General features: G+C 36.6%; 26 protein-coding genes. 1 reads left to right on the forward strand and 25 read right to left on the reverse strand.

From position 1 onward, the window contains the following. Positions 1 to 139 precede the first annotated feature (139 nt). The 7 genes from MKX96_RS12815 to MKX96_RS12845 form a co-directional block, all read right to left on the reverse strand. Positions 140 to 1,708 (reverse strand): IS1182 family transposase, encoded by a 1,569-nt coding sequence (locus MKX96_RS12815; RefSeq protein ID WP_340886030.1) that lies wholly within the window; start codon positions 1,706 to 1,708, stop codon positions 140 to 142. 221 nt (positions 1,709 to 1,929) lie between these two features. Further along, the gene (locus MKX96_RS12820) at positions 1,930 to 3,399 is read right to left on the reverse strand and encodes a protein adenylyltransferase SelO (RefSeq protein WP_340883907.1); all 1,470 of its coding nucleotides are present in this window, start codon (positions 3,397 to 3,399) and stop codon (positions 1,930 to 1,932) included. A 542-nt stretch (positions 3,400 to 3,941) separates the two neighbouring features. After that, a complete protein-coding gene (locus tag MKX96_RS12825) occupies positions 3,942 to 4,499 on the reverse strand; it encodes a group-specific protein (protein ID WP_340883909.1) in 558 nt (185 codons plus the stop codon). A gap of 14 nt (positions 4,500 to 4,513) precedes the next feature. Then, on the reverse strand, positions 4,514 to 5,185 hold the full coding sequence (locus MKX96_RS12830) for an AlkZ-related protein (protein WP_340883910.1): 672 nt from the start codon (positions 5,183 to 5,185) through the stop codon (positions 4,514 to 4,516). 15 nt (positions 5,186 to 5,200) lie between these two features. Continuing rightward, entirely contained in the window at positions 5,201 to 5,992 is a 792-nt protein-coding gene (locus MKX96_RS12835) for a class I SAM-dependent methyltransferase (protein WP_340883911.1), read from the reverse strand. Positions 5,993 to 6,098: 106 nt separating this feature from the next. After that, complete coding sequence (locus MKX96_RS12840; protein WP_340883912.1) at positions 6,099 to 6,803, reverse strand: class I SAM-dependent methyltransferase; 705 nt, start codon at positions 6,801 to 6,803, stop codon at positions 6,099 to 6,101. A 14-nt stretch (positions 6,804 to 6,817) separates the two neighbouring features. After that, positions 6,818 to 7,150, reverse strand: coding sequence for a hypothetical protein (locus MKX96_RS12845; protein WP_340883913.1), 333 nt, complete (start codon positions 7,148 to 7,150; stop codon positions 6,818 to 6,820). Between the two features lie 277 nt (positions 7,151 to 7,427). On the opposite strand from MKX96_RS12845, the gene MKX96_RS12850 reads away from it, so the two are divergent. Continuing rightward, positions 7,428 to 7,754, forward strand: coding sequence for an NUDIX hydrolase (locus MKX96_RS12850; protein WP_340883915.1), 327 nt, complete (start codon positions 7,428 to 7,430; stop codon positions 7,752 to 7,754). A gap of 81 nt (positions 7,755 to 7,835) precedes the next feature. On the opposite strand, the gene MKX96_RS12855 is transcribed toward MKX96_RS12850, so the two are convergent. The 18 genes from MKX96_RS12855 to MKX96_RS12940 all read right to left on the reverse strand — a co-directional run bounded on the left by MKX96_RS12855 (position 7,836) and on the right by MKX96_RS12940 (position 25,046). Continuing rightward, positions 7,836 to 8,018, reverse strand: coding sequence for a hypothetical protein (locus tag MKX96_RS12855; RefSeq protein WP_340883916.1), 183 nt, complete (start codon positions 8,016 to 8,018; stop codon positions 7,836 to 7,838). A gap of 54 nt (positions 8,019 to 8,072) precedes the next feature. Beyond that, positions 8,073 to 8,654 (reverse strand): hypothetical protein, encoded by a 582-nt coding sequence (locus tag MKX96_RS12860; protein ID WP_340883917.1) that lies wholly within the window; start codon positions 8,652 to 8,654, stop codon positions 8,073 to 8,075. Between the two features lie 107 nt (positions 8,655 to 8,761). Continuing rightward, on the reverse strand, positions 8,762 to 9,133 hold the full coding sequence (locus MKX96_RS12865; protein WP_340883918.1) for a hypothetical protein: 372 nt from the start codon (positions 9,131 to 9,133) through the stop codon (positions 8,762 to 8,764). Beyond that, positions 9,130 to 9,918, reverse strand: coding sequence for a hypothetical protein (locus MKX96_RS12870; RefSeq protein WP_340883919.1), 789 nt, complete (start codon positions 9,916 to 9,918; stop codon positions 9,130 to 9,132). The genes MKX96_RS12865 and MKX96_RS12870 overlap by 4 nt, the downstream gene beginning before the upstream one ends. A 54-nt stretch (positions 9,919 to 9,972) precedes the next feature. Further along, on the reverse strand, positions 9,973 to 10,428 hold the full coding sequence (locus MKX96_RS12875) for a helix-turn-helix transcriptional regulator (RefSeq protein WP_340883920.1): 456 nt from the start codon (positions 10,426 to 10,428) through the stop codon (positions 9,973 to 9,975). Between the two features lie 97 nt (positions 10,429 to 10,525). Continuing rightward, complete coding sequence (locus MKX96_RS12880) at positions 10,526 to 11,719, reverse strand: MFS transporter (protein WP_340883921.1); 1,194 nt, start codon at positions 11,717 to 11,719, stop codon at positions 10,526 to 10,528. 187 nt (positions 11,720 to 11,906) lie between these two features. Then, positions 11,907 to 12,614 (reverse strand): ABC transporter permease, encoded by a 708-nt coding sequence (locus tag MKX96_RS12885; protein ID WP_340883922.1) that lies wholly within the window; start codon positions 12,612 to 12,614, stop codon positions 11,907 to 11,909. After that, positions 12,611 to 13,459: an ABC transporter ATP-binding protein gene (locus MKX96_RS12890; protein ID WP_340883923.1), complete on the reverse strand. Its 849-nt coding sequence runs from the start codon at positions 13,457 to 13,459 to the stop codon at positions 12,611 to 12,613. Before MKX96_RS12890 ends, MKX96_RS12885 begins: the two co-directional genes overlap by 4 nt. Positions 13,460 to 13,599: 140 nt before the next feature. Then, positions 13,600 to 14,634 (reverse strand): LytTR family transcriptional regulator DNA-binding domain-containing protein, encoded by a 1,035-nt coding sequence (locus tag MKX96_RS12895; protein WP_340883924.1) that lies wholly within the window; start codon positions 14,632 to 14,634, stop codon positions 13,600 to 13,602. A 109-nt stretch (positions 14,635 to 14,743) separates the two neighbouring features. Then, positions 14,744 to 16,747, reverse strand: a complete 2,004-nt coding sequence (locus MKX96_RS12900; RefSeq protein ID WP_340883926.1) for a TRAP transporter permease — start codon at positions 16,745 to 16,747, stop codon at positions 14,744 to 14,746. Continuing rightward, entirely contained in the window at positions 16,737 to 17,246 is a 510-nt protein-coding gene (locus tag MKX96_RS12905) for a DUF1850 domain-containing protein (protein WP_340883927.1), read from the reverse strand. The genes MKX96_RS12900 and MKX96_RS12905 overlap by 11 nt, the downstream gene beginning before the upstream one ends. A gap of 72 nt (positions 17,247 to 17,318) precedes the next feature. Then, entirely contained in the window at positions 17,319 to 18,314 is a 996-nt protein-coding gene (locus MKX96_RS12910) for a TAXI family TRAP transporter solute-binding subunit (protein WP_340883929.1), read from the reverse strand. Positions 18,315 to 18,447: 133 nt separating this feature from the next. Further along, on the reverse strand, positions 18,448 to 18,882 hold the full coding sequence (locus MKX96_RS12915) for a RicAFT regulatory complex protein RicA family protein (protein WP_169358661.1): 435 nt from the start codon (positions 18,880 to 18,882) through the stop codon (positions 18,448 to 18,450). Continuing rightward, the gene (gene miaB / locus MKX96_RS12920) at positions 18,882 to 20,429 is read right to left on the reverse strand and encodes a tRNA (N6-isopentenyl adenosine(37)-C2)-methylthiotransferase MiaB (RefSeq protein ID WP_251552869.1); all 1,548 of its coding nucleotides are present in this window, start codon (positions 20,427 to 20,429) and stop codon (positions 18,882 to 18,884) included. Before miaB ends, MKX96_RS12915 begins: the two co-directional genes overlap by 1 nt. A 607-nt stretch (positions 20,430 to 21,036) precedes the next feature. Further along, a complete protein-coding gene (locus tag MKX96_RS12925) occupies positions 21,037 to 21,903 on the reverse strand; it encodes a 2-oxoacid:ferredoxin oxidoreductase subunit beta (RefSeq protein ID WP_340883930.1) in 867 nt (288 codons plus the stop codon). Continuing rightward, a complete protein-coding gene (locus MKX96_RS12930) occupies positions 21,890 to 23,644 on the reverse strand; it encodes a 2-oxoacid:acceptor oxidoreductase subunit alpha (protein WP_169358658.1) in 1,755 nt (584 codons plus the stop codon). Before MKX96_RS12930 ends, MKX96_RS12925 begins: the two co-directional genes overlap by 14 nt. A 251-nt stretch (positions 23,645 to 23,895) precedes the next feature. Next, positions 23,896 to 24,162, reverse strand: a complete 267-nt coding sequence (locus MKX96_RS12935; protein WP_169358657.1) for a stage V sporulation protein S — start codon at positions 24,160 to 24,162, stop codon at positions 23,896 to 23,898. An 86-nt stretch (positions 24,163 to 24,248) separates the two neighbouring features. Further along, entirely contained in the window at positions 24,249 to 25,046 is a 798-nt protein-coding gene (locus tag MKX96_RS12940) for a TIGR00282 family metallophosphoesterase (protein ID WP_169358656.1), read from the reverse strand. Positions 25,047 to 25,050: the final 4 nt, after the last annotated feature.

Raw genomic sequence — 25,050 nt, forward strand, 5'->3', positions numbered from 1 at the left:
TCTATTAGGTCTAATGATTCAGATGCTCTTTACTTAAATCAAAAAGAGGCTGGGACATAAATAGGTTCTAAGCTAGTTTTAAAGGGTGAGTCGTCAAAAACGACTCGCCCTTTTCTAATTCTTATAGAAAGTAGAGGGCTTACAGCCCTCTTAATGAATATTTCCTTAAGTTTGTGGCCATTAATGCGAGGCCGATTTCATTTTTCACTTTGGTTTTTCCACGAACAGAAAATCGTGTAAAACCTAAATTAGCTTTCAGAAATCCAAAAACTGGCTCCACGTCAGTTTTACGTTGACGATAGATAGCTGCTGTTTTTTCTTCTGAAAGCTTTTGTTGTACATATGCTTTTTGTTGTTCCCATTTCGTATTTACTGCGAGTTTACGATTCGTTCCTTCACCTGCTTTCGTACACAAACTACGAAACGGACAATCTGTACAATCTTCACATTCATACACTTTAAAGTGGCGCACGAACCCAGTAGAATCTTTACGTGTTGAATGGTGAAGGAATGATAACGTTTGATTGTTTGGACATGTATACGTATCGGCTTCTTCATCATAAGACCAATTACTCGTTTTAAAAGGATCAACCTTATATTTTTTCTGCTGTTCTTTTCGATACATACCGTATGTAATTAAGGGCGTACGTTTTCTCTTAGATATAATATCCTCATAATTGGGTTCACTGCCGTATCCGGCATCTGCTACGATATGCTTTGGTAATTTAAAATATTGATCTTCAATTACAGCTAAAAAAGGTGAAAGTGTTTTTGTATCAGTTGGATTAGGGAATACATCATAAGCTAAAGTAAACTGGTTTTCTGTTGCTATTTGTATATTATATCCAGCCTTCAATTGTCCATTCTGCATATAGTCATCTTTCATGCGCATGAATGTGGCGTCTTGATCAGTTTTAGAATAGCTATTTCGTGTACCCAGTATCTCTAAATCTTGTTCATACTTTTGTTTGCGTTTCATCCAATCATCTACTTGTTTCAATAATTGCTTTGGTGTTTTACGTTCAGCTCGAAGTCGTTTTCGTTCAATGACATCATCAGAGGTAGTAATTTTTGTAGTGTAGTCATCGACTACATCCTCAAGTGTTACTGCAACTTCTCCAAGTTCTTTTACAGAAAGCTGTTCCATGCTTTCACGCTCAATTGCTGGTATAACCTGTTCTTCGAGTAGTTGTTCATATACTTGATTCGATTTTTCGACTAAGTTGGCGTGATGCTTTTCAATCGACTTTTTCCAAACGAATGTGAATTTATTTGCGTTTGCTTCAAGCTTTGTGCCATCAATAAAAATCGCTTGTTGGTCAATCAGCTTCTCCTCAAGCCTACAACGAAATTGTACAAAGCATTGGCGCAGTAATTCCTTCATTTGTGGCTGAATACGAAAACGGTTAATGGTACGGTAACTAGGTTCATATCCTTGAGCTAGCCACATCATGCGGACACTGTCTTTTGTTAAATCTTCGATTCTTCGACCTGAAAAGACTGATTGAGTATAACCACACAAAATAATTTTCAACATCATCCGTGGGTGATAGGCTGGACAACCTGTCTCTTTTTGAAAAGGAGCGAAAGCTTCTGCAGGAATACTTTCGACTAGACGATGGATATGGAAGGCAATATCATTTTCTTGTAATTTAATTTCTAAATCTAGAGGTAATATTAATTGATTCATGTTATAATTTTTAAACATAAAGGACACTTCTTTCGTTTGAAATTTAGTAGTAGGATACTTAAATTTTAACAGAAGTTGTCCTTTTTTCATGCAAAAAAATAGCTGCTGATATTTTACTTTCGTAAAATGCCAGCAGCTATCCTATTTTTGAGGTTAGTTTTGTCCCAGCCTCCTTGTTGATACTTATTGATTAAGAAAGTTAATTTCATTAAATAAAAGTCAAAACCAGAATCTATATTTCACGTTCCACAGAAAGTTTGATATCCACAGCTTGAGTCTGGTGGAAGCTTCGAGTACTCTTGGTTATCGCCTGAATAGTCGTAAGGGTTTTGTAGTACTGACACTAAGCCTTCCATCACTCGATAGTCTCCTCTATCAACCGCTGCCTTTATCGCCTCTTCCACACGGTGATTTCTCGGAATGACAGTAGGATTATGCTCTTTCATCATTTGTATTGCTTCTTGTTTTGATCCTTGTTGCTTTTCTAATCTATCTAGCCACTTTGCTTGCCAATCATTAAATTCATCGGATTTAAAAAGTTCATTTTCATCTAGCTCTTCCATAGTAAGAGCTCGGAAGGTGTTTGTATAGTCTGCTTTATACTTCTGCATTAGTTCTAGAAGCTCTTGAATGAGCGCAAGATTCGCTTCATCTTCATGGAATAACCCAAGCTTAGATCTCATGCCTTTTATGTAATTTGTTTGGAAATGCTCTGGATAGGCAGATAACACTTCCTGTGCAAGTTTTATCGCTTCCTCTTGATCTTCATGAATAAGGGGCAATAAACTTTCTGCAAGTCTAGCCAGATTCCAGCCACCAATACCTGGTTGGTTGCCGTATGCGTAACGTCCTTGCGTATCAATTGAGCTAAATACAGTGTTCATATCATAGGTATCCATAAACGCACATGGACCATAGTCAATAGACTCCCCGCTGATGCTCATATTATCTGTATTCATAACTCCATGAATAAACCCTACTAGCTGCCATTTAGAAATAAGTGATGCTTGACGCTTCGTTACCTCCTCGAGGAAAAGTAAATATTTGTTCTCTCTATCCTCTAACGCAGGATAATGTCTGTTTATCGTGTAGTCAGCTAATGCCTGTAAGTCCTCATATGTGCCATAGGTTGCAGCAAATTGGAACGTACCTACCCGAATATGACTGTTAGCGATTCTCGTCATTACAGCCCCTTGTTGAAGTGTTTCTCGAATAATTGATTCGCCAGTAGTTACAACTGAAAGACTACGTGTCGTCGGTATTCCTAATCCATGCATCGCTTCACTAATAATATATTCTCGAAGCATAGGACCAAGTCCAGCTCTTCCATCTCCTCCGCGAGAATAAGGAGTTTTACCAGAACCTTTTAGTTGTATATCAAAACGCTTCCCATCAGGAGTTAATTGTTCTCCATACAATAATGCCCGGCCATCTCCTAGCATAGTAAAGTGTCCAAATTGATGACCAGCATAGGCTTGTGCAAGAGGCTTACTTCCTGCTGGGGCACTATTTCCTGCAAGTATTTGTAGACCTTGTTCACTTTTAAGATAGTCTTTGTTCAATCCTAGCTCATAGGCTAGTGATTCATTTAAAACTGTAAGCTTAGGGGAGCTAACAGGATTAGGATCTATTATTGTAAAAAACATTGGTGGAAGACTAGTATAACTGTTGTCTAAATTCCATCCAGCTTGGTTTCTAGTTTCTGACATCGTATCTACCTTTCCTAGCAATACTTTTTTCTTATGTTTTCATTATACCCTTCTTAAATGCGCGATACGCTTATTTAGAATTTCTGTACAAAAAAAAGAGCAGCAGTAGCTGTTCTTTTTCTAGGTTTATAACTTTTTTTTAAATGGCTATGTTAAAGAGTGGGGTTGATTTATGATGCAAAGAAATCTTAGATCAGAGTAGAATTGATTTTTCGCACCAGCCGGACGCTTTCCTCGGGGTGAGCGATAAGTCATCACCCATTCCTTACGCGCGTGGTTGTAATGTCTTATCTGTCTCCCTCATCCCGTAGGAGTCGCCGACTGGCGCTCCAATCAATAAATGGGAACAGCTTTAGCATCGATAACGCGCTAATAAATTTACTCCCATAAACAAGGCCGAAAAACTGTACCCAATCCCAATTTCATAAACTATTTATAATATCTTAATTTCACTTGAATGTCCCTTTTATAATGTTTTCAGTCACTATAAAAAAGAATTGTTAGTCAAAATCAACCAATAACTTTAACAAAGCTTTTAAAGTTTACTTCTCACTCCAGTTAACGTGATCTACACCAGAAATATTAATTTTTCCAAGGCTTAATATATGTGGAATATGGGCAAACATCCCAAAGTTTGTACCTTTCCTACTTTCTTCCCCAAAGTATGTTAATGTATCTTCGGGGATTGCATTTAACATTTGAAAAGAGTCTATTTGAATAATTTCCACCTCATCTTCGGGTATATCTGAAGATGGTCCCTTGTAATTGCTTTTGCGATAATAATAGATCGCATTTAAGTTATCATGTAGTCTTTCAATTGGGATTTCATAAAATAATAGGTCCTTTTTTATGCTTACCCCTAACTTGTACAATGCTTTAAAAATGTAGTTTGGATGAAGTGGCAATAAAAATATAACATCATTCCACAAACAATCTAGTTTAGGTATTTTCCTCTGTAAAAGACTTTCCCTTTCTGGACTATTACGATATTTCTCGCTATATTGCTTATAAAGCTCGTTGTCTAAGCCTTTTATATAATTTAGTGGTAATAGTTCATCGCCAATCATTTTCTTTGGCACCATATGATATACAAACTCCATTGGATCCCCACATTCTACTGCAGTATTTTAATTATTTTTTTCATCGCATTCTCATTGCACTTGTTTTCAAAATGAGTAATTAAATAATCTTTAGATTCCTGTCTACTAAGGCCTAGCTTCTGGATCCCATTTCTGATAGTCCATGCATCATAGGTTTCAAAGGCTGTGGAGTTCCAACCATTTTTCTCTCCATGATCATCTGTCTTCTCTTGAATTCCAGCAATTACGATATCCATATAACCTTGAAGTTCTAACAATGCATTTTCAAAAATTTTCTTTTGCTCCTTTTGTGTCAGACCCGACTTTTTCCGTAAAACTCTAGTATCTATTCCCTGTTCTTCTTCAATTAATTGAAAAACTACTAAAGCCTCTCTTGAAAGTTTGCCATCTGAAAAACGTTGTTCGACTGAATCTTCTTCACCTAAAACCTTTTTAAAGTATGGGAGTAGCTCCCTTGAAATGAGCACCGACTTTTTCTTAATAAACTTTCCGTATCCTGCCGTTCCGTCCATCGAAAATTGTGTCCTCCACATCCAAGGATCAAATTCGGTATCTGAATGCCAGACTTCTTTAGCAGTTATACTTCCTAATGAAGGATAATCAGGAATAAGAGGCGCAAGGGGCAGTAGCCCAATTTCTTCGATTATATGTATAGCTTCATTGTAGGTTTTAATTTGTTTATACATAATTGATAACACTCCTTATTTAAGCGCTAATTGGACTGTAAGTTGGATTTTTTCCTCGAAACGTCCAGTAGGTTCAATTTTCAGTAATTCCTCTCTTAAATGCCTTTCAAACAAACGAGAATTGTCACCTAAAAAATATTTAGCACCATAGGAGGATGAATATATATTGCCGATTATAGAATCTATGTTCCAGCTATGTTGATATGGTGGAAGCTCAATGGTCTCCAAGTCAAAGTTAGAACGATTAATAAGCTGTTCATAAGTCTCACTCGGCGGTCGATAAACAGTATTTCCAGCTCTTCGTTCGCCACCATACCAATGCTTCATGATTTCATTCACTTTGAGTTCCCACAAACTAGGCGTGACTTTGGTGGAAGCAGGATCAATAATTGCGATACCGCCTCCTGGTGAAACCATACTAAACAACAGTTCAAGTGTTTTTTCACGATCCATCCAATGAAAAGCTTTGGCAATTGTTACTAACTTAAATGTTTCCTCATGATTAGTTTTATAATTATCCAAATCGCCTAGAAACCACTCCATATTACTAAATCTAGACTCCTGCTGTAAATGGACAGCCTGCTGAATCATTTCTGCTTCCTGGTCTATTCCCACTATTCTTTCAAACCAATCGACAAATCTTAACGCAAGTCTTCCATCACCACACCCTAAATCTAACATTTGTCCTGTGCCATCTAAAGCAAATTTTTTGATCAAAAGTCGAATAAGGGTAGCTGGATAAAGAGATCGGTAACGTGAATAATACAAAGCAGTTCCTGCAAACAATTCATTGCCATACTTATTCATATATTTATATAGCCTCTCTTTCTTATATGAACAATAACTAGCTTTTTGTGTTCATTCCAATATAAGCTCATAAATAACAAATAACTCTTTTCTTCTTTTCTTTTAATCATGTTTTTTGAAAAACTGCCGTCATAAATCCAGCTAAGCCTAGCGTTTCGGCTGATGCTGTAATTTCCTTCATTGGGCGTATCTCAACTTCCTTAAAATCCTTAAAGACAGCTCGTAATTTAGTTTCATCATACCCAAGTCCACCTTTTAAGCTTAGTGAACGATAAACCTCTTCGTCCGAAATTGTCGCTCCACCATATTCGCCATTTGGAGAAAAACAAGTAATAGCAAAATAGCCTCCAGATTTAAGTGCTCTCTGTATTAGTTGGATATAACTCATTCGCCGATGAGGAGCGATATGGTGAAAACAACCTGAATCATAGACAATGTCATAGCTATCTTCCTGAATATTCAACTCAAAAATATTTTGACAGATGAAGTTAACATCAATATTTTCTTTTTTTGCTCTCTCGCTTGCCCATTGTATTGTTTCTTTTGAAATATCAACCGCATCAACTGAGAAGCCTTTATTAGCTAAGTAAATGGCATTTCTGCCAGGTCCACATCCTAGTTCTAACACATTACCTTGTTTAAATATATTTCGTTCCACATATTCTACTAAATTTTCATCAGGCTTTACCGTAAAAAAAGGAACCTCTCTTTTCCGATCACGATAAAAATCGTCCCAAAAAAATTTTGGTTCCCTTAAAAGACTGTCTAACACCCTTAATAAATCCTCTTGTTCTGTTATCAATCGTCCCATAGCTAGACCTCTCATTAATCAATAAAATAAGGATAATAAGTAAATGCAGTTATGCAAAAGCTCACTACAATGAATAGCAGTAGCCCTAATACAATAGGAGATCCTCTAAATTTAAATTGAAAAGGCGTAATCCCGCCACCATCCTGGCCATTCCAGCCTTTCAAATGAGCGTTCTCTTCATTGCTATTTCTATTAGAATTAAGTTGAAAAAACCAGATGAGGCCAAATACCGCTAAACTACCAAGAAAAATGACATCTACTAATTTCCAATCTAATAAAATAGAAACTCCCCATAATATAGCTGTTTCTACTAGGACAGTAGCTAAAATTATATATAAGTTTTTCACCCCATAATCCCCCCATCTAAACATTTATTGTAATTATCTGTTAATACTATTATACTCTAAAATTTGTAAATTAAGTAAACATTTTTTCGCTCTTCAATTTTTTATTCAAAAAAGGTTTTTATAAATTTATATCGAAAAAGTTTAAGGTATAAGGAGGAATTTGATGTTAAATTATAGGGATTCACTACCAAAGGACAGAACAATAGCTGGTGTTCATTGTATACCCTTAACCGAACAAGGCATGATTATGCTTTCGTAGGACAAGGCAGAACAGCAAATGACCACTATTGGAGGGCGTTTAGAAAATGGTGAGAGTTTGGAGGAAGCTTTAGAGCGGGAAGTGATGGAGGAAGTCGGAATCACGTTAACAGATGAAAGAGTTCCGTTTGCTTCCTGGTACTGGTCTGCTTCCGATACATATACAGTTTGGTACCTATCAAAAATAAAAACAATTGGAAACTATGAATTTAACAATGAGAAAACAGGTTATATTATAAGTAATTTTAGTACATTTGAAATGATGATCAAACAGCTAGAGGGCGAGCAAGCACCTCGACTTCAAATTCTACAACTAGCAAAGAAAAAAGCTTTAGAGGTTAAATGACTTACTAAATAAATTTCAAAAGTTCTCTTCTTCTGGCTATTTTATAGATAGAAATTATTTAATTTATACGCTTTAACCCTTCTACTTATCTACCTTCTTTAAAATAAACATTTCTCTAATAAAGGTACCGATTGCAACAGAAATGAAGATGGTAGATATTAAATTCATAACCCTAATAAATGTGTGGGTCGTATAAATAACTTGAATGCTTTGAACTATTACAATTAATCCGAATAAAATGATGGCTGTTATTACTTTCTTCAATTAGCTAACAACCTTTCTTACGTTAGAGTAGTTGTTTTCATCTAGCATTTTTTTCTAGTTAGTATTATTAACCTTAAATTCAACTTGCAATTTAATGTTATAGTTTTTCTTTTGTTCAGTTTTCCCGTTAGCTTTCACATAAAAATCAGCAGAGCCGTTTACGATATAACGTCCTTCTGGAAATTCCTGATTCATAATTTGACTTATAAAATCTACATATTCTTTTTTATCCTCTGAAGTGTAGCCGCCACTTCCCCAATATTCTGCACGGAGTGGTTCCCCTTTTCTTAGTTTAGTGCTTAATAATGGTGCATCCATACCGTATCCGATTTCAAAGTTTCTGGTAGTTTCAACCATTGGGAAAGAAAACGGGGAAGCTGAATGAAAAATTTCAATTTCATCTTTTTCACCTGTATATTCTAATTCAGCATAAATTTTTATAGGTTCATTCTTACCGTACTCTGCTTTTTCTGTCACAAGTCGATATACAATATCTTCTTCTATAGCTTGGGCTTTTGTATCTAATGGTTTCGTATCAGACGGTTCGGTATCAACCTTCCTATCAACCTTTTGTTGAGAGCTCACTAAACATAAGGACAGAACTATTAAAGACACAAGGAAACCTATTTTATACATTATAATCCCTCTTTATTTTTATGAATTAGACGAGGAAAAAATATATTCGTTTCAAAGATCTTACGGCGGAATTGGTCATATCCATTCTGAACACGAACTCCTATTTATTATTTGAACGGTAATAGTTGCTCCGAATCTTCGTATTTAGAAGCCATAGTCCCTTCAAATCCCACTACGTCACATTTATCATCTTTACAACCAAAGATATATGCCTGCTCACTGGTATATACAATTACGTCATAGTGATATGGAAATACCCCTCCCTTGTTTCTATCAACCATTTGATTGACTGCTAGGACTCCCTCTGATTCATCTATTGTTTTAAATTTAGGACTACTTATTACTAATTGTACCATTTCTCCTAAAATAACTTGATCTCTTTCGTTAGGTGTATACATCCCTTTCCAGAAAATATTGCCAAACAGCAATACATTTACACATAAACTTATAACTAAAATTAAAACAAACCATCTTTTCATCTTTTCCTATCCCTCCTACCAGTTAATCTAATAACAAACCATTGAGGGATACAATTTAAAAGGAAGATAATAAAAAATAAAGTGGTTTGCCTAAATGGTTTAAAAAAATATCCCCAATCCTCTTTTATATCCATCATGTGTATAAAATATAAAGAACATATAGCGGATAGAATATTCCCTATAATTAGGATACGTACAAGTAGAAATGCTTTGCATATATATGCTAAAGCTGAAGTCACTATAATCATTAAAAGGTATCCGAGCAATGAGCCTTTCATATAATCCAAATACATGCCGTAGTAGCCAAAAGGCAAACAATAAAACAAAAGAACCAAAATAAGTAAACTTGTATTCCGTACCTTCCACTTATATTTTAAAAGGCTGCCAGCTAAAATGATTAGGTATAGAAGAGAAACTATAAAAGAAAAATTTCCGTAGCTCATATTCAATAATTTGTTTAGTCCAAAAAATGGAATGACGAAAATAACATATAAAGGATACTGTATATTTGCTAATACATCTAAGACAACATAATCGAAAAGATAACTTTCTATAAGATTTACAACAAATATAACTGAGGTTGCTACAAATGCAATTCCATATAAAACAATGCCATTCTTTACACTCGAGTAATATAGGATACCTATTAAAAACAGTATAGAAATTGCTAAGTTGAAAATACTTATCCGATGGTCTGGAAATTTAATCGCAGGCACGAAATTTACTAATAATGCAATGATGTAAATAACTATAATCATAATCAAAAACTTATTTATTTGCTTCATAACAAAAACTCCCCTTTAGTGTAATTTTACACTAAAGGGGAGTTTTAGACAACATTAAATTTTCTGACTAATAACATTCCACTTATCTCTTACTACCGCTTCATCAAAAGTGCTAAGAATTCGATAATTTTCTTCATCTACTATTCGAAAATGCTTGCTCAACAAATTTTGCTGTAATCGAAAGCCGTTTTTCTCTTCAACATTTTTCCACCATACGTAGCCACCTAATGTTTTATCCTTTGGTCGTATAATCACATCATGAGCAGTGAGCTCTATTACCTCCATGGGATCTCCACCAATATGATTTTGTAAGGTTGGGCTATCACGGAACAAGGCACAAATAGCGATAGTTGTTGTCCAATTTGCTAGTGTCCTACCTTTTTCTATCTGAACTAGCGTCTTCTTAGAGATTCCTAGCAGCTCTGCCATTTTGTCTTGTGTATAGTCGTTCTCTACTCTGACTAGCTTGAGGCTTTCAGAGGTAATATGTATTAAGAAATCACGATCCATCCAAATCACCTCGTGTTGTTTACTTTAATTATAACTGATATAGATTGAACTACATACAAAAAGCTCAGTAATATAACTGAGCTCCTGCATGAAAACTTTAATTAAACAGCCTTCTATTCTTCAAAACTATCAGGCTCACCATAAGTAGTAGTATTCCTGAAAGAATAAATACTATTCTTACTCCGACTAAATCTACTGCAATACCTATGGCTAAGGAAGATATACCAAACAGCCCAGTACCTACTGTACCTAAAGATGTATATACAGTTACTAATTTCTCTTTCGGGATACTTCTCTGAATAATTGTTTGTTGCGGTATATTTTTCAGTTGGCTAGTTAGTCCAATACCTACAGATAATATAATCGCTAGTAATGGAAAACTTATCGAACCGAATAGGATGGTAAGAATACCGCTAATGAATGCACCAAAGCCAATAAAATATTGCTTATACGTATCTGTAAAATTAGAATATTTCATACAAATAATACTTCCTACTATTAAACCTATAAAAAATGCTCCATTAATAAAGCCCCACCATTGTTCTCCTTCATGGAGGGCGGTCTCCACATAAATATATAGAATGGCTGCTATCCAAACAGCCCCTGCTATCGTTTCTAAAATATCCATTAGCATAATTTTTTTAAGAACCGGTGTTTTCTTTATACTAATCCAGCCCTCGGAGAACTGATTCCAGAGGGTATCTTTCTCTTTTTCCTCATGGCTTACATCTTCTAAAAGAAACGTAAGTATAGTAGAAACTAAAAAGAAGCCGCATACTATAAGTATTAACCAGTTGGGGCTTAGCAACAAAAGTAACAATCCGCCGAACAACCAAGCACCAATTTGCAATAACTGAGTGACAGTTTCTACGATACTATTAGCCTTTATCAGCTGAGCATCTTCCACATAATGAGGTAGGAAAGCTCGCATTATGGGATTGGCACAGCCATCTAACAAAGCAATTCCACCTATTATAAAGAAAGTGTACCAATAATTAGTTGAATGCATAAAAAACAATAGAAAAACTACTAACAATGCTAACAGCAAAGTTTTTCCTGCCTGTGACCATACCAGTAAGAACTTCAGCCTATATTTCCCAAGAAATAAAGGAGTCACTAAACTAGAAATAAACATTGCAGTAGTAATAGTAAATGGCACTATAGAAGAAATGGCAGCCGAACCCGTTAAGTTATATAAAACACTAATAACACCTACTAGATAAAAAACATCTCCAAGGTTTGTAATCGATTGACTAGTTAGTAATACTATAAAATTTTTATTTTGTTTCATCATTATCCCCCATATTTATTTCGTTCATTTAATACGGAGTTAAATCAAATTGGACTATACATTATTTTTCTCCTATCTTCTAAATACCTTAAGGAGTAGCTCTGGGGGATACAAAGCTTCTCCTAAATTCGGTATTAATTTTATTAATCAAATTCATTTTAATTTAGTCTGTTTACATTTCCTTTTATTAATCTATCATTTGTTTTCTATAGATAATAGCAGTAATGATATAAATTACTACAGACCATAGAGCGATTATACCTAAATGGCTCCAAACTTCTCCGAACCCGGCACCAGCATCTATTCTAGTTGCTAATTCTAATAGCTGAAGGTTTGGTATATATTCAATCACACTAAAAATAGGATATTTATCACTAAAGCTTTCAATAGCTGTTCCCATAGAGAACAATAAAATAACTGGCAACACGATCACAGAAGATTCCATTACTGATTTTGCTATTAACCCTAGTAAAGTACCTAAGCCTATAAAAAATATCGCACATAAGGCTAATCCTAATAATAATACAGGTACGTTGGCTGGAGTATACTCAGCAAGCATTACACTAACAATAGCTACTATCATTGTTAAAACGAATGATAATGCACTTTTCCCACCAAGAATTTCATACGTATTTGCAGGGGATAGCATTAATCCACGCAGTGTATTTCTTTCTTTTTCCTCTGCAATCAAGCAGCATTGAACGTACGAGCCTACCATTGTTAACGCAAAGCCTATCGTGAAATTACCATTTACCAACGGATCCATGCCCATTCGGCTAAAAATAGCTGCCATTAAGATAGGTAATAAGACAACAACTGAGACTGCCATGTTTCTACTAAATTCCTTAAAATCCTTTTGAAAAATTGCGTTTACACGTTTCCATGAAAATGTCATATTAATTCTCCTCCAGTCACTTTGACAAAAATATCACCTAATGTAGGTTCGTTGGAATGTACAGTGGAAATACGATTTTCCTTCATTAATTGGAACATTGCATCTGCTCCAGCTGCATCCCTTTTAATTATGATTGTTTCATTGTTAGTCAGCTCAATAGTCATTGTTCCATCTGAAAATTGTTTCTTTAGTTCACTAGGTTTATCCAGTAATTGAATTTTTCCTTTGTTTAAAAATGCAACTCGATCGCAAAGCGTTTCGGCTTCCTGCATATCATGTGTTGTTAAAAAGATTGTGGTTCCTTTTGCATTTAATGCACGTAAGCCATTATAAATATGTAACGTGTTTGTAGGATCTAACGCAGATGTTGGTTCATCTAAAAACAAAAGCTCTGGTTCATGAAGAATAGCTCTTGCTAGTACTACACGTTGTGTCATTCCTTTAGATAATTCAGCAATTTTCTTCTTTCGTGCTTCCGTTAGATTTACAAAGCTCAGTGCTTCATCTACCTTAGAAATAGGCAAGTCATATAATTCGCAGTATAGCTTTAGATTTTCAAAAATGGTTAACCTACTATATAGACCACTGTTGTCTGTTAGAACGCCAAATCTTTTTCTCTCATTGGCCTTTTTAAAATTGGATACTTTCTCTCCAAAAACAAATGCTTCCCCTTCAGTTGGATCTAGCTGACCCGTTAGTATTTTTATAGTGGTTGTTTTCCCCGAGCCACTTGGTCCTAAAAATCCAAATATCTCACCTTTTTTTACTTGAAAACTTACATCTTCTACTGCCTTAAAATTCGAAAAATATTTGGCAAGGCCTTTCACTTCAATTACATTTTCCATTTGAAAACCTCCTAATTGTTTGGTTTAGCATTTCGTATCTACAACCTAAGATTAGAAGATATTTAATGGAAAGACATCATATTTACCGTGAAAGGAGTTAAATTTGGGGTGAATGAACTCCTTTTTATGCTGAATGGAGCTTATTTGAGGCCCAACATTCCCTTTAAATCCGCCATTTTGGTCTTTGAGAGTGGAACGGACGATTTTTCTGAGTCATCTAGTACTAAGCTATAACTGTTTCTTGTCCATGTGATGACTTCCCGCACTTTTTGTAAATTTACTATATAGGAACGATGGCAACGAAAGAAACCAAAAGCCAATAATCTTTCTTCTAAATCATTCAACGTAAATGAACAAGCAAAGCTTTCCCCTTTTATATGTAAATAGGTTTGTCCTTCTGTACTTTCTATGTAATCAATCTCCGGTGGATCAAATAATACGATTTTTTCATTTACTTTCGTCGGTATTTTTTCGAATCGAATAGGCTGAACTATTTTTTCTTCCACTACTTCATCGGCATTGGAAATTTTATCAGTAGGCTGCTCAATTTTATCCTCTTCATTGTCTTCTTCCTGAGTCAAAACTGGTCGCAGTCCTTTTTCATCTAATCGGTAAACGTTATCCGAACAAGCGACTCCACTCTCTACTTGACCAGTTAATACTAAAATTATCTTTTGTGCTAATCGTAGCTCTCTTAACAGTGAAAACAAAATCCGTTTGGACTCGATATCCAGATTCTGATCTGGTTCTTCCATTATGTATATGTCTGGATTTTGTATAAGCAACCATGCAAGCTGTGCTCGCTTTCTTTCAGAGTAAGTCAAATTCTTTAGTTTCTTATTCTTTTGAGCATCTAGCTGCATTGTTTGTAGTATGCTTTCTATTTGTTCGGAGGAATTAAAGAGCTTTTTATAATATTTTAAAGTTTCAACTACCGTTAGTCGTTCATAACAACCTTCATGTAAAAAGAAAAAACCTATTTTTTTATCTGGGAGATAATCTACTTTACCATTGGAAAGTCGTGTTTTTCCTAGAAATGTATTTAAAAGTTGCTCTTTAACATTTACTGTAGAAACGATTGCCGTTACCTCTCCCGGTTGTATTATCAAATCAAATTCAGGAAAATGAACCATATCATTTGTATGCTTACCAGCTTGAATGAATTTTAAAGTCATTAGTACATCCTCTATTCTATGTATTCTGTTTATTTACATTATACCAATATATTCATATTTTTCTATCTAAATACTTAATAACCATGGGCTGTTTTGCCCATGGTTTCTATTATAGAGTGACTACATTTTTTTCACGTGTAGCAAGCTGAATGACCAATAGAATTCCAAATAAAGCTAAGCCAGCCATATCAGAGTATCCTTCAGGGTAAATAAGCAGCAGTCCTGCAAGAATTATTAGCACTCTTTCTATTAGATTAACTTTGCGATACCAATAACCAATCATCCCCGCACTAATCGCTAGCATTCCAATGACTGCTGTAAAGGTCACCCACACTATTTGCCCGATGGTTGTATCTATCATCAATAAGGTTGGTGAGAATACAATCATATAGGGAATGATAAATGCAGCTATCGCCAGCTTCGAAGATTGAATCCCTGTTTTAATAGGGTCACCACCCGATATGCCTGACGCTGCAAAGGCGGCTAGGGCAACTGGCGGGGTTATATCTGCAACTATTCCAAAATAAAATACGAAGAAATGAGCAGATAGTAAAACAACAAGCGGAATAGCGCTTTGTGCTGTATCTGGTGCTAGTAACGTAATGATTGCAGGTGCTGCAATTGTGGAGGTGATCACATAGTTTGCAGTGGTTGGAGCCCCCATCCCAAGAATCAAAGAAGCAATCATAACAAAGAACAAGGTAAGAATTATACTACCCCCTGCAAGCTTAACAAGACTTGTAGCCAGACTGAGACCAAGACCTGTTTTTACGACAACCCCTACAATAATTCCAGCGCAAGCTGTTGCTGCAACTACGCTAAGCGCGGTACGAGCTCCGTCGACTAGAGCATCTAAAATTCCCTTTGGACCAAGTCTAGTGTCTTTATTAATCCAACCCACCACGATACAAGCAAGAATACCATATAGTGCTGAATGAATGACCGGTATACCGACCATCATTAAAATAATAATTAAAAAAATCGGCAAGATTAAATAAATCTTTTTCAAAATTTCCTTCCGATCTGGCATTTGATCATCTGTCAATCCGCGCAAGCCTAAACGTTTAGCTTCAAAGTGAGTCATAATCCAGATTCCGGTAAAGTATAAAAGTGCCGGTATCGCTGCTGCTTTAGCAATATCCCAATAGGTCACTCCCCGTCCGATAAACTCGACCATCAAGAATGCAGCTGCCCCCATGATTGGCGGCATTAATTGGCCTCCAGTCGAGGAGGAGGCTTCAACTGCACCAGCAAACTCCTTCTTATATCCTAGGGATTTCATCATCGGAATCGTGTAAGCCCCTGAAGTAACTACATTTGCTACAGAGCTTCCAGAAATTGTCCCTTGTAGGGCAGATGAAAAAATAGCGACTTTTGCAGGGCCTCCTACTAGTTTTCCAGCAACCGCAACTGAAAGGTCATTAAAATACTGACCTACCCCCGTTTTAACTAAAAACGCTCCAAATAATAGAAAGGCGAATATATAAGTAGAGGAAACCGCTAACGGTGTACCTAAAATTCCATCTGTAGAAAAGTACATTAAGTTTACGATACTATCAAAGTCTTGTCCTCGATGAGCCATAAACGCCGGAAAATGTTCCCCAAAGTAGGCATATACTAAAAACAATGCTGCTATAATTGTTATCGGTAAGCCTACAGCTCGGCGTGCAGCCTCTAAAACTAATAAAATAGCGACTATACCTACAACAAAGTCTACCGTTTCTAAACTACCTAAGCTTTGGACAAGCCGTTTATAATTTATAACCCAAAAGCTCCCAACAAAAATTGCTCCTGCTCCTAGTATAAAATCATAAAATGGTATCTTGGTTTTAGATAACCTTTTGCGAGCTGGAAATAATAAAAATACAAACAATAAACCGAAGCCTAAATGAACAGTACGCTGGATTTGAGCTGGAAACTGTCCATATATAGCGGTGTAAAGCTGAAATAATGAAAATCCCAACAAGCCAAAATATATGACATATTTAAGTTTACTATCTACGTTACGCGTATTAGATTCTGGATCATACTTTTCTAATAGTGCTTGTTGTTCCGCAGCAGACAGCTCTTGAAAATCATTGACCTTAGTGTTCTGCTTTTTATTATTGCTCATTCAGGTTAGCTCCTTTCATTACTTCCAACAAGGATAGCTTTTTCACTTCAAAAAGATAGGATTTTCCTTTTTCTAGCCCCTCTTTTAAATCGTATTTCTTCTGCTGATATTGTAAAAACAGCTGATCCTCTACATTTCCGATGAACAAAGTAAAATGAGGTAAAACTGACCGGTCATACGAAAGAGTATATTTGCCATCTTCATAAAGTAACGTCTGCCCCTCCTCTGCATAGCTAGGCATTCCAATGGCCACGTCACTATATTCCATGGAAAGTAAGAGAATCTCCTTATTATTAAATACTCGATAATTTTCAATAACATCGGTTTTATGTATAGTATGAGTAAATATAATTTGGAAGTTTTTTTCTTTCTTAATAGAAAGGTAATGAGGAATTGGTGAATCTGTGTGTGTTTCGGTAAATGAGAGGACAGGTATGAAAGGTACGAATATAAAAGCTACCATTATCAACAAAAGAGTCAAAATTATTCTTTTCTTCATAATGTGGGAAGCCTCACTCCATTAGAAAAGAGACTCGAAGCTGTACGCGTCAAAGCCTCTTTTCCGTAATAGTTACTTGTTTACTTCATCAAAATATTTTTGAGCACCAGGATGAACTTCTATACCAATACCATCTAGAGCAGTTTCAGCTTTAATAAACGCACCTTTAGCATGGCTAATTTTATCTGTATTGCCGTAGATGCCTTTTGTTATTTCATAAACTAAATCCTCTGGAAGGTCCTTCGTAACTGCTAGCATTGCTAATACGGATACAGCTGGTACTTCCTTTGTAAGGCCATAAGTTCCTTTAGGTACTGCATCTAAAGCATAGTATGGATATTTTTCAATAAGCTCTTTTGCTTTATCTTCAGTAACCGGAATAATGTTAACTTTGTTTGTGGCATTTAAGCTCTCAACTGCTGACGTAGGATAACCAGCTGTGATGAAAGCTGCCTCAATTTGACCTGTCGATAATCCATCTGTAGACTCCCCAAAATCTAAATTTTGAGCTTCGATGTCATCTTCGATCGATAATCCATGAATTTCTAAAAGCTGTTCAGCGTTTGCATACGTTCCTGAACCAGGAGCACCAACCGAAACTTTTTTACCTTTTAAATCTTCAAAGGAATTAATCCCTGAGTCGGCTAAAGTTACTAGTTGTACTGTTTCTGGGTAAAGTGCGCCAAGAGCAACTATATTATCTAATTTTTTCCCTTCGAACATTTCTGTTCCTTCCGTCCCATAATATGCGATGTCAGTTTGTACGAAGGCAATATTTCCTTTCCCCTCCTGTAGTGCAGTCATATTTGCAGCTGAAGCTTGTGATACTTCAGCAGTAGTTTTTATACCTGTCTCTTCAGAAACTAATTCAGCAAAAGTACCACCTAGTGGATAATATGTCCCTTGAGTTCCACCAGTTAAAATACTTAAAAATTTATACTCTGCTTCGGTTTTGGCTGAATCTCCAGATCCTGTTTCACTGTCATCATCATCTGAACCGCATGCAGCTAAAATTAATAACGTAAAAATGCTTAAAACAGCTAACCATTTCAATTGTCTATTCTCCATTTACATTTCCTCCCTTTTTAAATATCAATTTAACGGGTAGCGAGCGTTATTACATAATTAATTTAGAATTTTGTCCAAATAAAAAAACATACATTGTATCGTGTAGATACAGTGTATGTTTTGTCGTTTATAATTATGAACAGCTATCGTAAGTAGTGTTTTTGACCTTAGAGCCAGTTTCTCCTCTAAGAAGATCGCCTTCAGTAGATTCAATAATTTGGTTAGTAACATTGTTTGAGATTGAATTAGCAACTAGCTGTAACAGACTATTTACATCACCTTGCGATTGCTTAAACTCTTGAACAATTGGAATGCTGTCGATTTCTTCTTCGATTGCAGCAATTTTACCTTCAATCATTTTCAATGCTTTTTCTTTTCCAAGATGTTGGAAGTTAACAGCTTGTTTCTGTAAGCTCTTTAAGCTAGCAATTTTCTCGCGAACGGATTGATTTTCATTAATTTGTGCTTCTGCACGTTTAAAGAAGTCAACTTCTTCCGTGTTTGCAATCATAGTAGCTATTTCTCTAGCCTTTTCAATAATATCATCTCTAGTGTATTTAGTAGTCATTATATACCCACCTTTTCCTCAATTGTTGCTTCTACTAGTTCACCAGTAAGTGACCATGTTTTTGCATTTGTAATTTTAACTTGAACAAGTTTCCCGATAATATCTTTAGGTCCAACAAAATTCACTAGTTTGCTTTTTCGGGTATATCCAGCAAGTACATCAGGGTTATTTTTACTTTCCCCTTCTACCAATACCTCTACAATATCACCTTCAAGCTTTTTCATTGCCTCTGCAGACATTTCATTTACTAGTGCATTTAAACGTTGAAGTCTTTCCTTCTTCACTTCCATTGGCACGTTATCAATCATTTTAGCTGCTGGAGTGCCTTCACGTGGAGAATAAATATAAGTGTATGCAATTTCAAATCCTACCTCTTTATAAAGAGATAACGTTTCCTCAAATTGTTCGTCCGTTTCATTAGGAAAACCAACAATAATATCCGTTGACAATGAGGCATTCGGAATAGCAGTTTTAATCTTTCTTACTAGCTCTAAATAATGTTCTCTTGTATATTTACGAGCCATAATTTTTAAAATATCAGATGAGCCTGACTGAACTGGTAAATGAATATGCTCTACCAAGTTGCCGCCCTTTGCTAAAACTTCGATTAAATGATCATCAAAGTCTCTTGGGTGACTAGTCATAAAACGAATTCTCGCTACATCAATTTTATTTAAATCATCCATTAAGTCGCCAAAACGATAATCTAAGTCTGTAAAGTCTTTTCCATAAGCGTTTACATTCTGACCAAGCAGTGTAATTTCCTTATAGCCTTGAGCTGCAAGGTGGCGAATTTCTTGAATAATATCCTCTGGTCGACGGCTACGCTCTTTACCTCGTGTATATGGCACGATGCAATATGTACAGAACTTATCACAGCCATACATAATGTTAACCCAGGCTTTAATAGACCCCTTACGTACTCGCGGAAGGTTCTCTATTACATCCCCTTCTTTAGACCATACTTCGATAACCATCTCTTTTGATAGGTACGCCTCATTAAGAATGTTAGGTAAACGGTGAATATTGTGTGTACCAAAAATCATATCTACTTGATCGTACGTTTTCAAAATTTTCTTTACTACGGATTCTTCCTGGGACATACATCCACATACGCCGATCAGCAAATCAGGATTATTTCTTCTTAAATGCTTTAAATGACCAAGTTCACCAAATACTTTGTTCTCCGCGTTTTCACGAATAGCGCAAGTATTTAAAAGGATGACATTAGCATCTTCCACTGTATTAGTTGGCTCATATCCCAACTGCATGAAAATCCCAGCCATTACTTCTGTGTCATGTTCATTCATTTGACATCCATAGGTACGTATATAAAATTTACGATTTTGTCCCATCCCTTTGAATTCATCTGCAATTGAAAAGTCGTTGTGATAAGCCACTTCTTCTTTCCCACGTTTTTTTGCATCTTTTAAGGACGGGGGAGTGTAAACTGCTTGAAAATATTTGCTATAATCTTTCTCCACGTTTTTCTCGGGAGAAGTAGTTTCTTTTATTTGAGTACTTTGTAAACGTGATTCCTCGTTCATAAGAACTCCCCTTTCTTTCATTCGCCAAAATCCGAATATCCATCCTATTATACTGAATAGTGCTCCATTGCTACAAGGCATTAAGCTTAAAATTTCTTATTTAGACAAAATATGTACGGTTTTTTGGTTTATATAGTGTACTTAATGGGAATTAGATAAGATTGTGATTTGAATAATAGAGTTTGTGCTGCTGGGATTCCCTTGTTTTAGGGGGTCCTTTTTAGGTTGTTATGGTGGTTTGGGAGAAACTTCTGGTATGGCATTATGGTGAGTTTATGGTCATGGGTGGTTTGTTGGAGTTTATGGTGCACTTGTACATGCTTTATGGGCTGTTCTCAACTTGTTATGGGACACTTTACTATTATTTATGGGCGCTTTCTTTGTTTATGGGCGGTTTTCTGTGATTTATGGGGCACTTGTACATGCTTTACGGGCGGTTCTTAACTTGTTATGGGACACTTTGTTATTACTTATGGGCGGCTCCACTCGCTTACGTGCACCTCCCGACATTTCCGTGCAACCACCCACTAAATACGCATCCTTAGCAGAGATTCTACTCTTAAAAAAAAGCTCATGAACGATAATCGTTCATGAGCTTAGTATTCATTTACATAAAGTCTTTTAACAATGCATCAAACTCTTTTTCACTCATCTTCAGGTTTTGATCCACAAGCGGTGTTGGCGCATATCCAGGTACCTGATCCTGGTATGAAGGTGCATTCTCATCCTGATAGATGATTCCAGTTACTAGGCCTTCATTTTCCATTACTACTCGCATTGCTTCCTCACGGTTAGTGGAGTCGTAGCCTTCGATGTTGGATAGTTTAGTTAAATGCTCTTTGAACCAGTCATATGTGTTTACTTTGTTATAAGTGACACATGGGCTGAACACATTGATAAACGAGAAGCCTTTATGCTGGATACCTGCTTCGATGATTGCTGTTAACTCTTTAATGTCTGAAGAGAAGCCTTGTGCGACAAATGTAGCTCCAGAAGTAAGTGCCAGCTCCAGTGGTTTAACGGAAGGTTCAATTGCTCCACCTGGAGTAGACTTCGTTTTAAAGCCTTCTGCTGAACGTGGAGATGTTTGTCCTTTCGTTAAGCCATAAATTTGGTTATCCATTACTACATAGGTCAAATCAATATTACGGCGAATCGAGTGGATCGTGTGTCCCATACCGATGGCAAACCCATCTCCGTCACCACCAGATGCGATTACGTGTAAGTCCTTATTAGCCATTTTTAAACCTTGTGCAATTGGTAAAGCTCTGCCGTGGATACCATGGAAGCCATAAGAATGGATATAGCCAGAAATACGGCCAGAACATCCGATACCAGAGATGACTGCTAAATCATGCGGCTGGATGCCTACATTTGCTGCTGCACGCTGTATTGCTGCTTGCACAGAAAAGTCACCACATCCTGGGCACCAGTTTGGTTTTACATTGTTACGAAAATCTTTAAATGTTACCATCTGTTAGCATCTCCTTCACTTGTTTTGCAAGACTTAATGGCAAGAATGGAGTACCGTCATATTTCAATACACTCACTATTTTGTCATGACCGCCGACGTTCATTTTAATAATGTTTGCCAATTGTCCTGTTGCATTGTTTTCTACCACTACTACCTTTTTAGCTTTAGCTACTAGCGGTTGCATTTGTTCGGTTGGGAATGGGTGAATTAAGCGAATATGTGCATGGTTCACTTTCACTCCATTGTCATTTAGTGTTTGTTGTAGTTCTTCTAGTACTCCGCGAGTAGAATTGAATCCTACAAACAATATATCTGCTTCTTCATGAGGGGCGTTAACGTACACTGGCTCATCGAAGTTAACAAACTTTAATTTTTTCATACGCTTGTCCATTTGAGCTTGACGGTTTAATGCTGCTTCAGAAGGTTTGCCAGTTTCATCATGCTCTACACCTGTTACATGGTGAATTGCATGCTTCATACCTGGTAATACACGTGGTGAAATACCATCTTCGGTTACTTCATATCGTTTGAAATAACTTTTATCTTCTGTTTCCGGAAGCTCTTCGTTGTCCATTAAACGACCACGACGGATTTCTATTTTCGAATAATCAAATGGCTCCACTGTTTGCTTACCAAGTGATAGCTGTAAGTCCGAAAGAATAATGACAGGTAGCTGCAATTCTTCAGCAATATTAAAAGCTTGGATTGTATCATAGAATGCTTCTTCTCCAGTACTTGGTGCAATGACCACCTTTGGAATTTCCCCATGCGTACCGTAGATCATTTGCATTAAATCAGACTGCTCTTGTTTGGTTGGTAATCCTGTAGATGGACCCCCACGCTGCGTGTCCACAATTACTAATGGCTGCTCGGTCATACCGGACAATCCGATTGCTTCCATCATTAGAGAAAGACCAGGCCCTGCAGACGCTGTAAATGCACGTACACCACCGTAGTTAGAACCAATTGCCATTGTTGCTGCAGCAATTTCATCTTCTGTTTGAATGACTGCTCCTCCAAATAGAGGTAGCTTTTTAATCATATACTCCATTATTTCAGAAGCTGGAGTAATTGGATAAGCTGCCATAAAGCGTACGCCTGCAGTTAATGCGCCCATAGCTATTGCATCATTACCAATCATGAATAAACGCTGTTTGCCGTCAGCTGGAGCTATTTCCCACTCTCCTAGACGGTCCCCAAGCTGCTCAGCCATCGTGTCATATCCTTGTTGAATAGCCTGCATATTTTTTTCAACAACTTCTTCACCTTTTTTACCAAAGATTTCATCAACGACTCCTTGGAAAACGGCTTTGTCTAGGTTTAATAAAGCAGACGTTGCTCCAATTGCCACCATGTTCTTCATTAGAGAGGTTCCAAGGCTAGAAGCAATCTCTGTAAAAGGCACGATATACATTGGTGCTAAACAGTCCTCTGGTGCCTCTGGTGAAAATTTAGCATCTGCTAGTATGATACTTTTTTCTGTAAGCTCTTTATAATTGACTTCAATCGTTTCTTGATCGAATGCCACTAAAATATCTAAGTTATCTGGAATGGTACGTACTTGAGTAGGACGCACACAAATTTTATTGTTAGTATGTCCACCTTTAATTCGAGAAGAGAAATGACGGTATCCATATAAGTAGTACCCAAGGCGGTTCATAGCCATAGAGAATATTTCGCCTGTACTCTCAATACCCTCTCCTTGCTGCCCTCCTACTTTCCAAGAAAGCTGTTGCAACATATAAACATCTCCTTACTGTTCTCTTTAAATGCTTTTTTCCTTCATTAGTTTATCACGAAGTAGCGATATACACTATGTATTACCTGTACTTTTATGGAATTTCAGACCTTTGACGGAAACCCTCCGTCACGATTTATTCAAAAAAGTATGGAAACGCAAATTATAAGCCGCTACTAAAGGCAGTAGCGGCTTTTTGTGAAACTTTATATAGAGTGCCAAGCCTTTTGTGAAGAAAGCCTTGCTGCTATATATTATTTTGATTTCTTTTCTACCAATAATTTCAAAGCGGTTCGATCTTCACCAGAAATAATAATATCTGTGAACGCCGGTGAGCAAGTTAGGTCTGTTCCACTAGGAGCAACAAATCCTCTTGCAATAGCAATAGCTTTTATAGCTTGGTTTAATGCTCCTGCGCCTACTGCCTGCATTTCTGCGTAACCTTGTTCTCTTATAACTGCAACTAATGCACCAGCAACTGAATTGGGGTTTGAACGAGAAGATACTTTTAAAGAATCCACTATCATTTCTCCTTTTATCGCTATATTTATGAACTTGCTTTCGTTCATAAACTAACTTATGCTCGGAAGAAATTTTTTAGACTTTTTTATGCTTCAAATGGATAATCTTCGTTAATATATATTCTCTCTTGATGTGTCGCTTTACCAGTTTGGTTATCCACCTCTACGAAAAATCCACTTAGCACAGAACGACCGCTCTTCGGTACTTCAAAGCGAGTTGGCATATTTGTTTGGAAACGGTATAGTACGTCCTCTTTTTTCATCCCTAATACTTCATCATAGGGACCTGTCATTCCGACATCTGTAATATAAGCAGTGCCACCAGGAAGAATGCGAGAATCCGCTGTTTGTACATGCGTATGAGTTCCCACTACAACAGAGGCCTTGCCGTCTAAATGCCATCCAAAGGCAATTTTTTCACTTGTAGCTTCTGCATGAAAGTCTACAAATACAATTGGGGATAGCTGCTTAGCTTCTTCAACCATTTCAGTTGCCATTTTAAATGGATCATCGTGTGGCGGCAAGAATGTTCTACCATGCATATTGATGACAGAAATAGTGTGGCCGTTTTTCGTTACAGAGGTCATCCCTTTACCCGGAGCGTCTTCTGAAAAATTAGCAGGACGAATTAAATAATCTGTATCATCGATGAAGTCCATAATTTCTTTTTGATCCCATGTATGGTTTCCCATCGTCACTACGTCTACTCCCATATGTAAAAGAGAGTTAAATATAGTTTTCGTAATGCCTCTACCAGCAGCTGCATTCTCTCCATTGGCAATTACAACATCTGGCATATATTTTCTTTTTAGTCTTGGTAAGTAGCTTTCCAACGTATCTCTACCAATTGATCCAACAATATCACCGATAAATAGTATTTTCATTTTT

It is taken from the genome of Psychrobacillus sp. FSL W7-1493 (assembly GCF_038004905.1).
GTDB lineage: Bacteria > Bacillota > Bacilli > Bacillales_A > Planococcaceae > Psychrobacillus.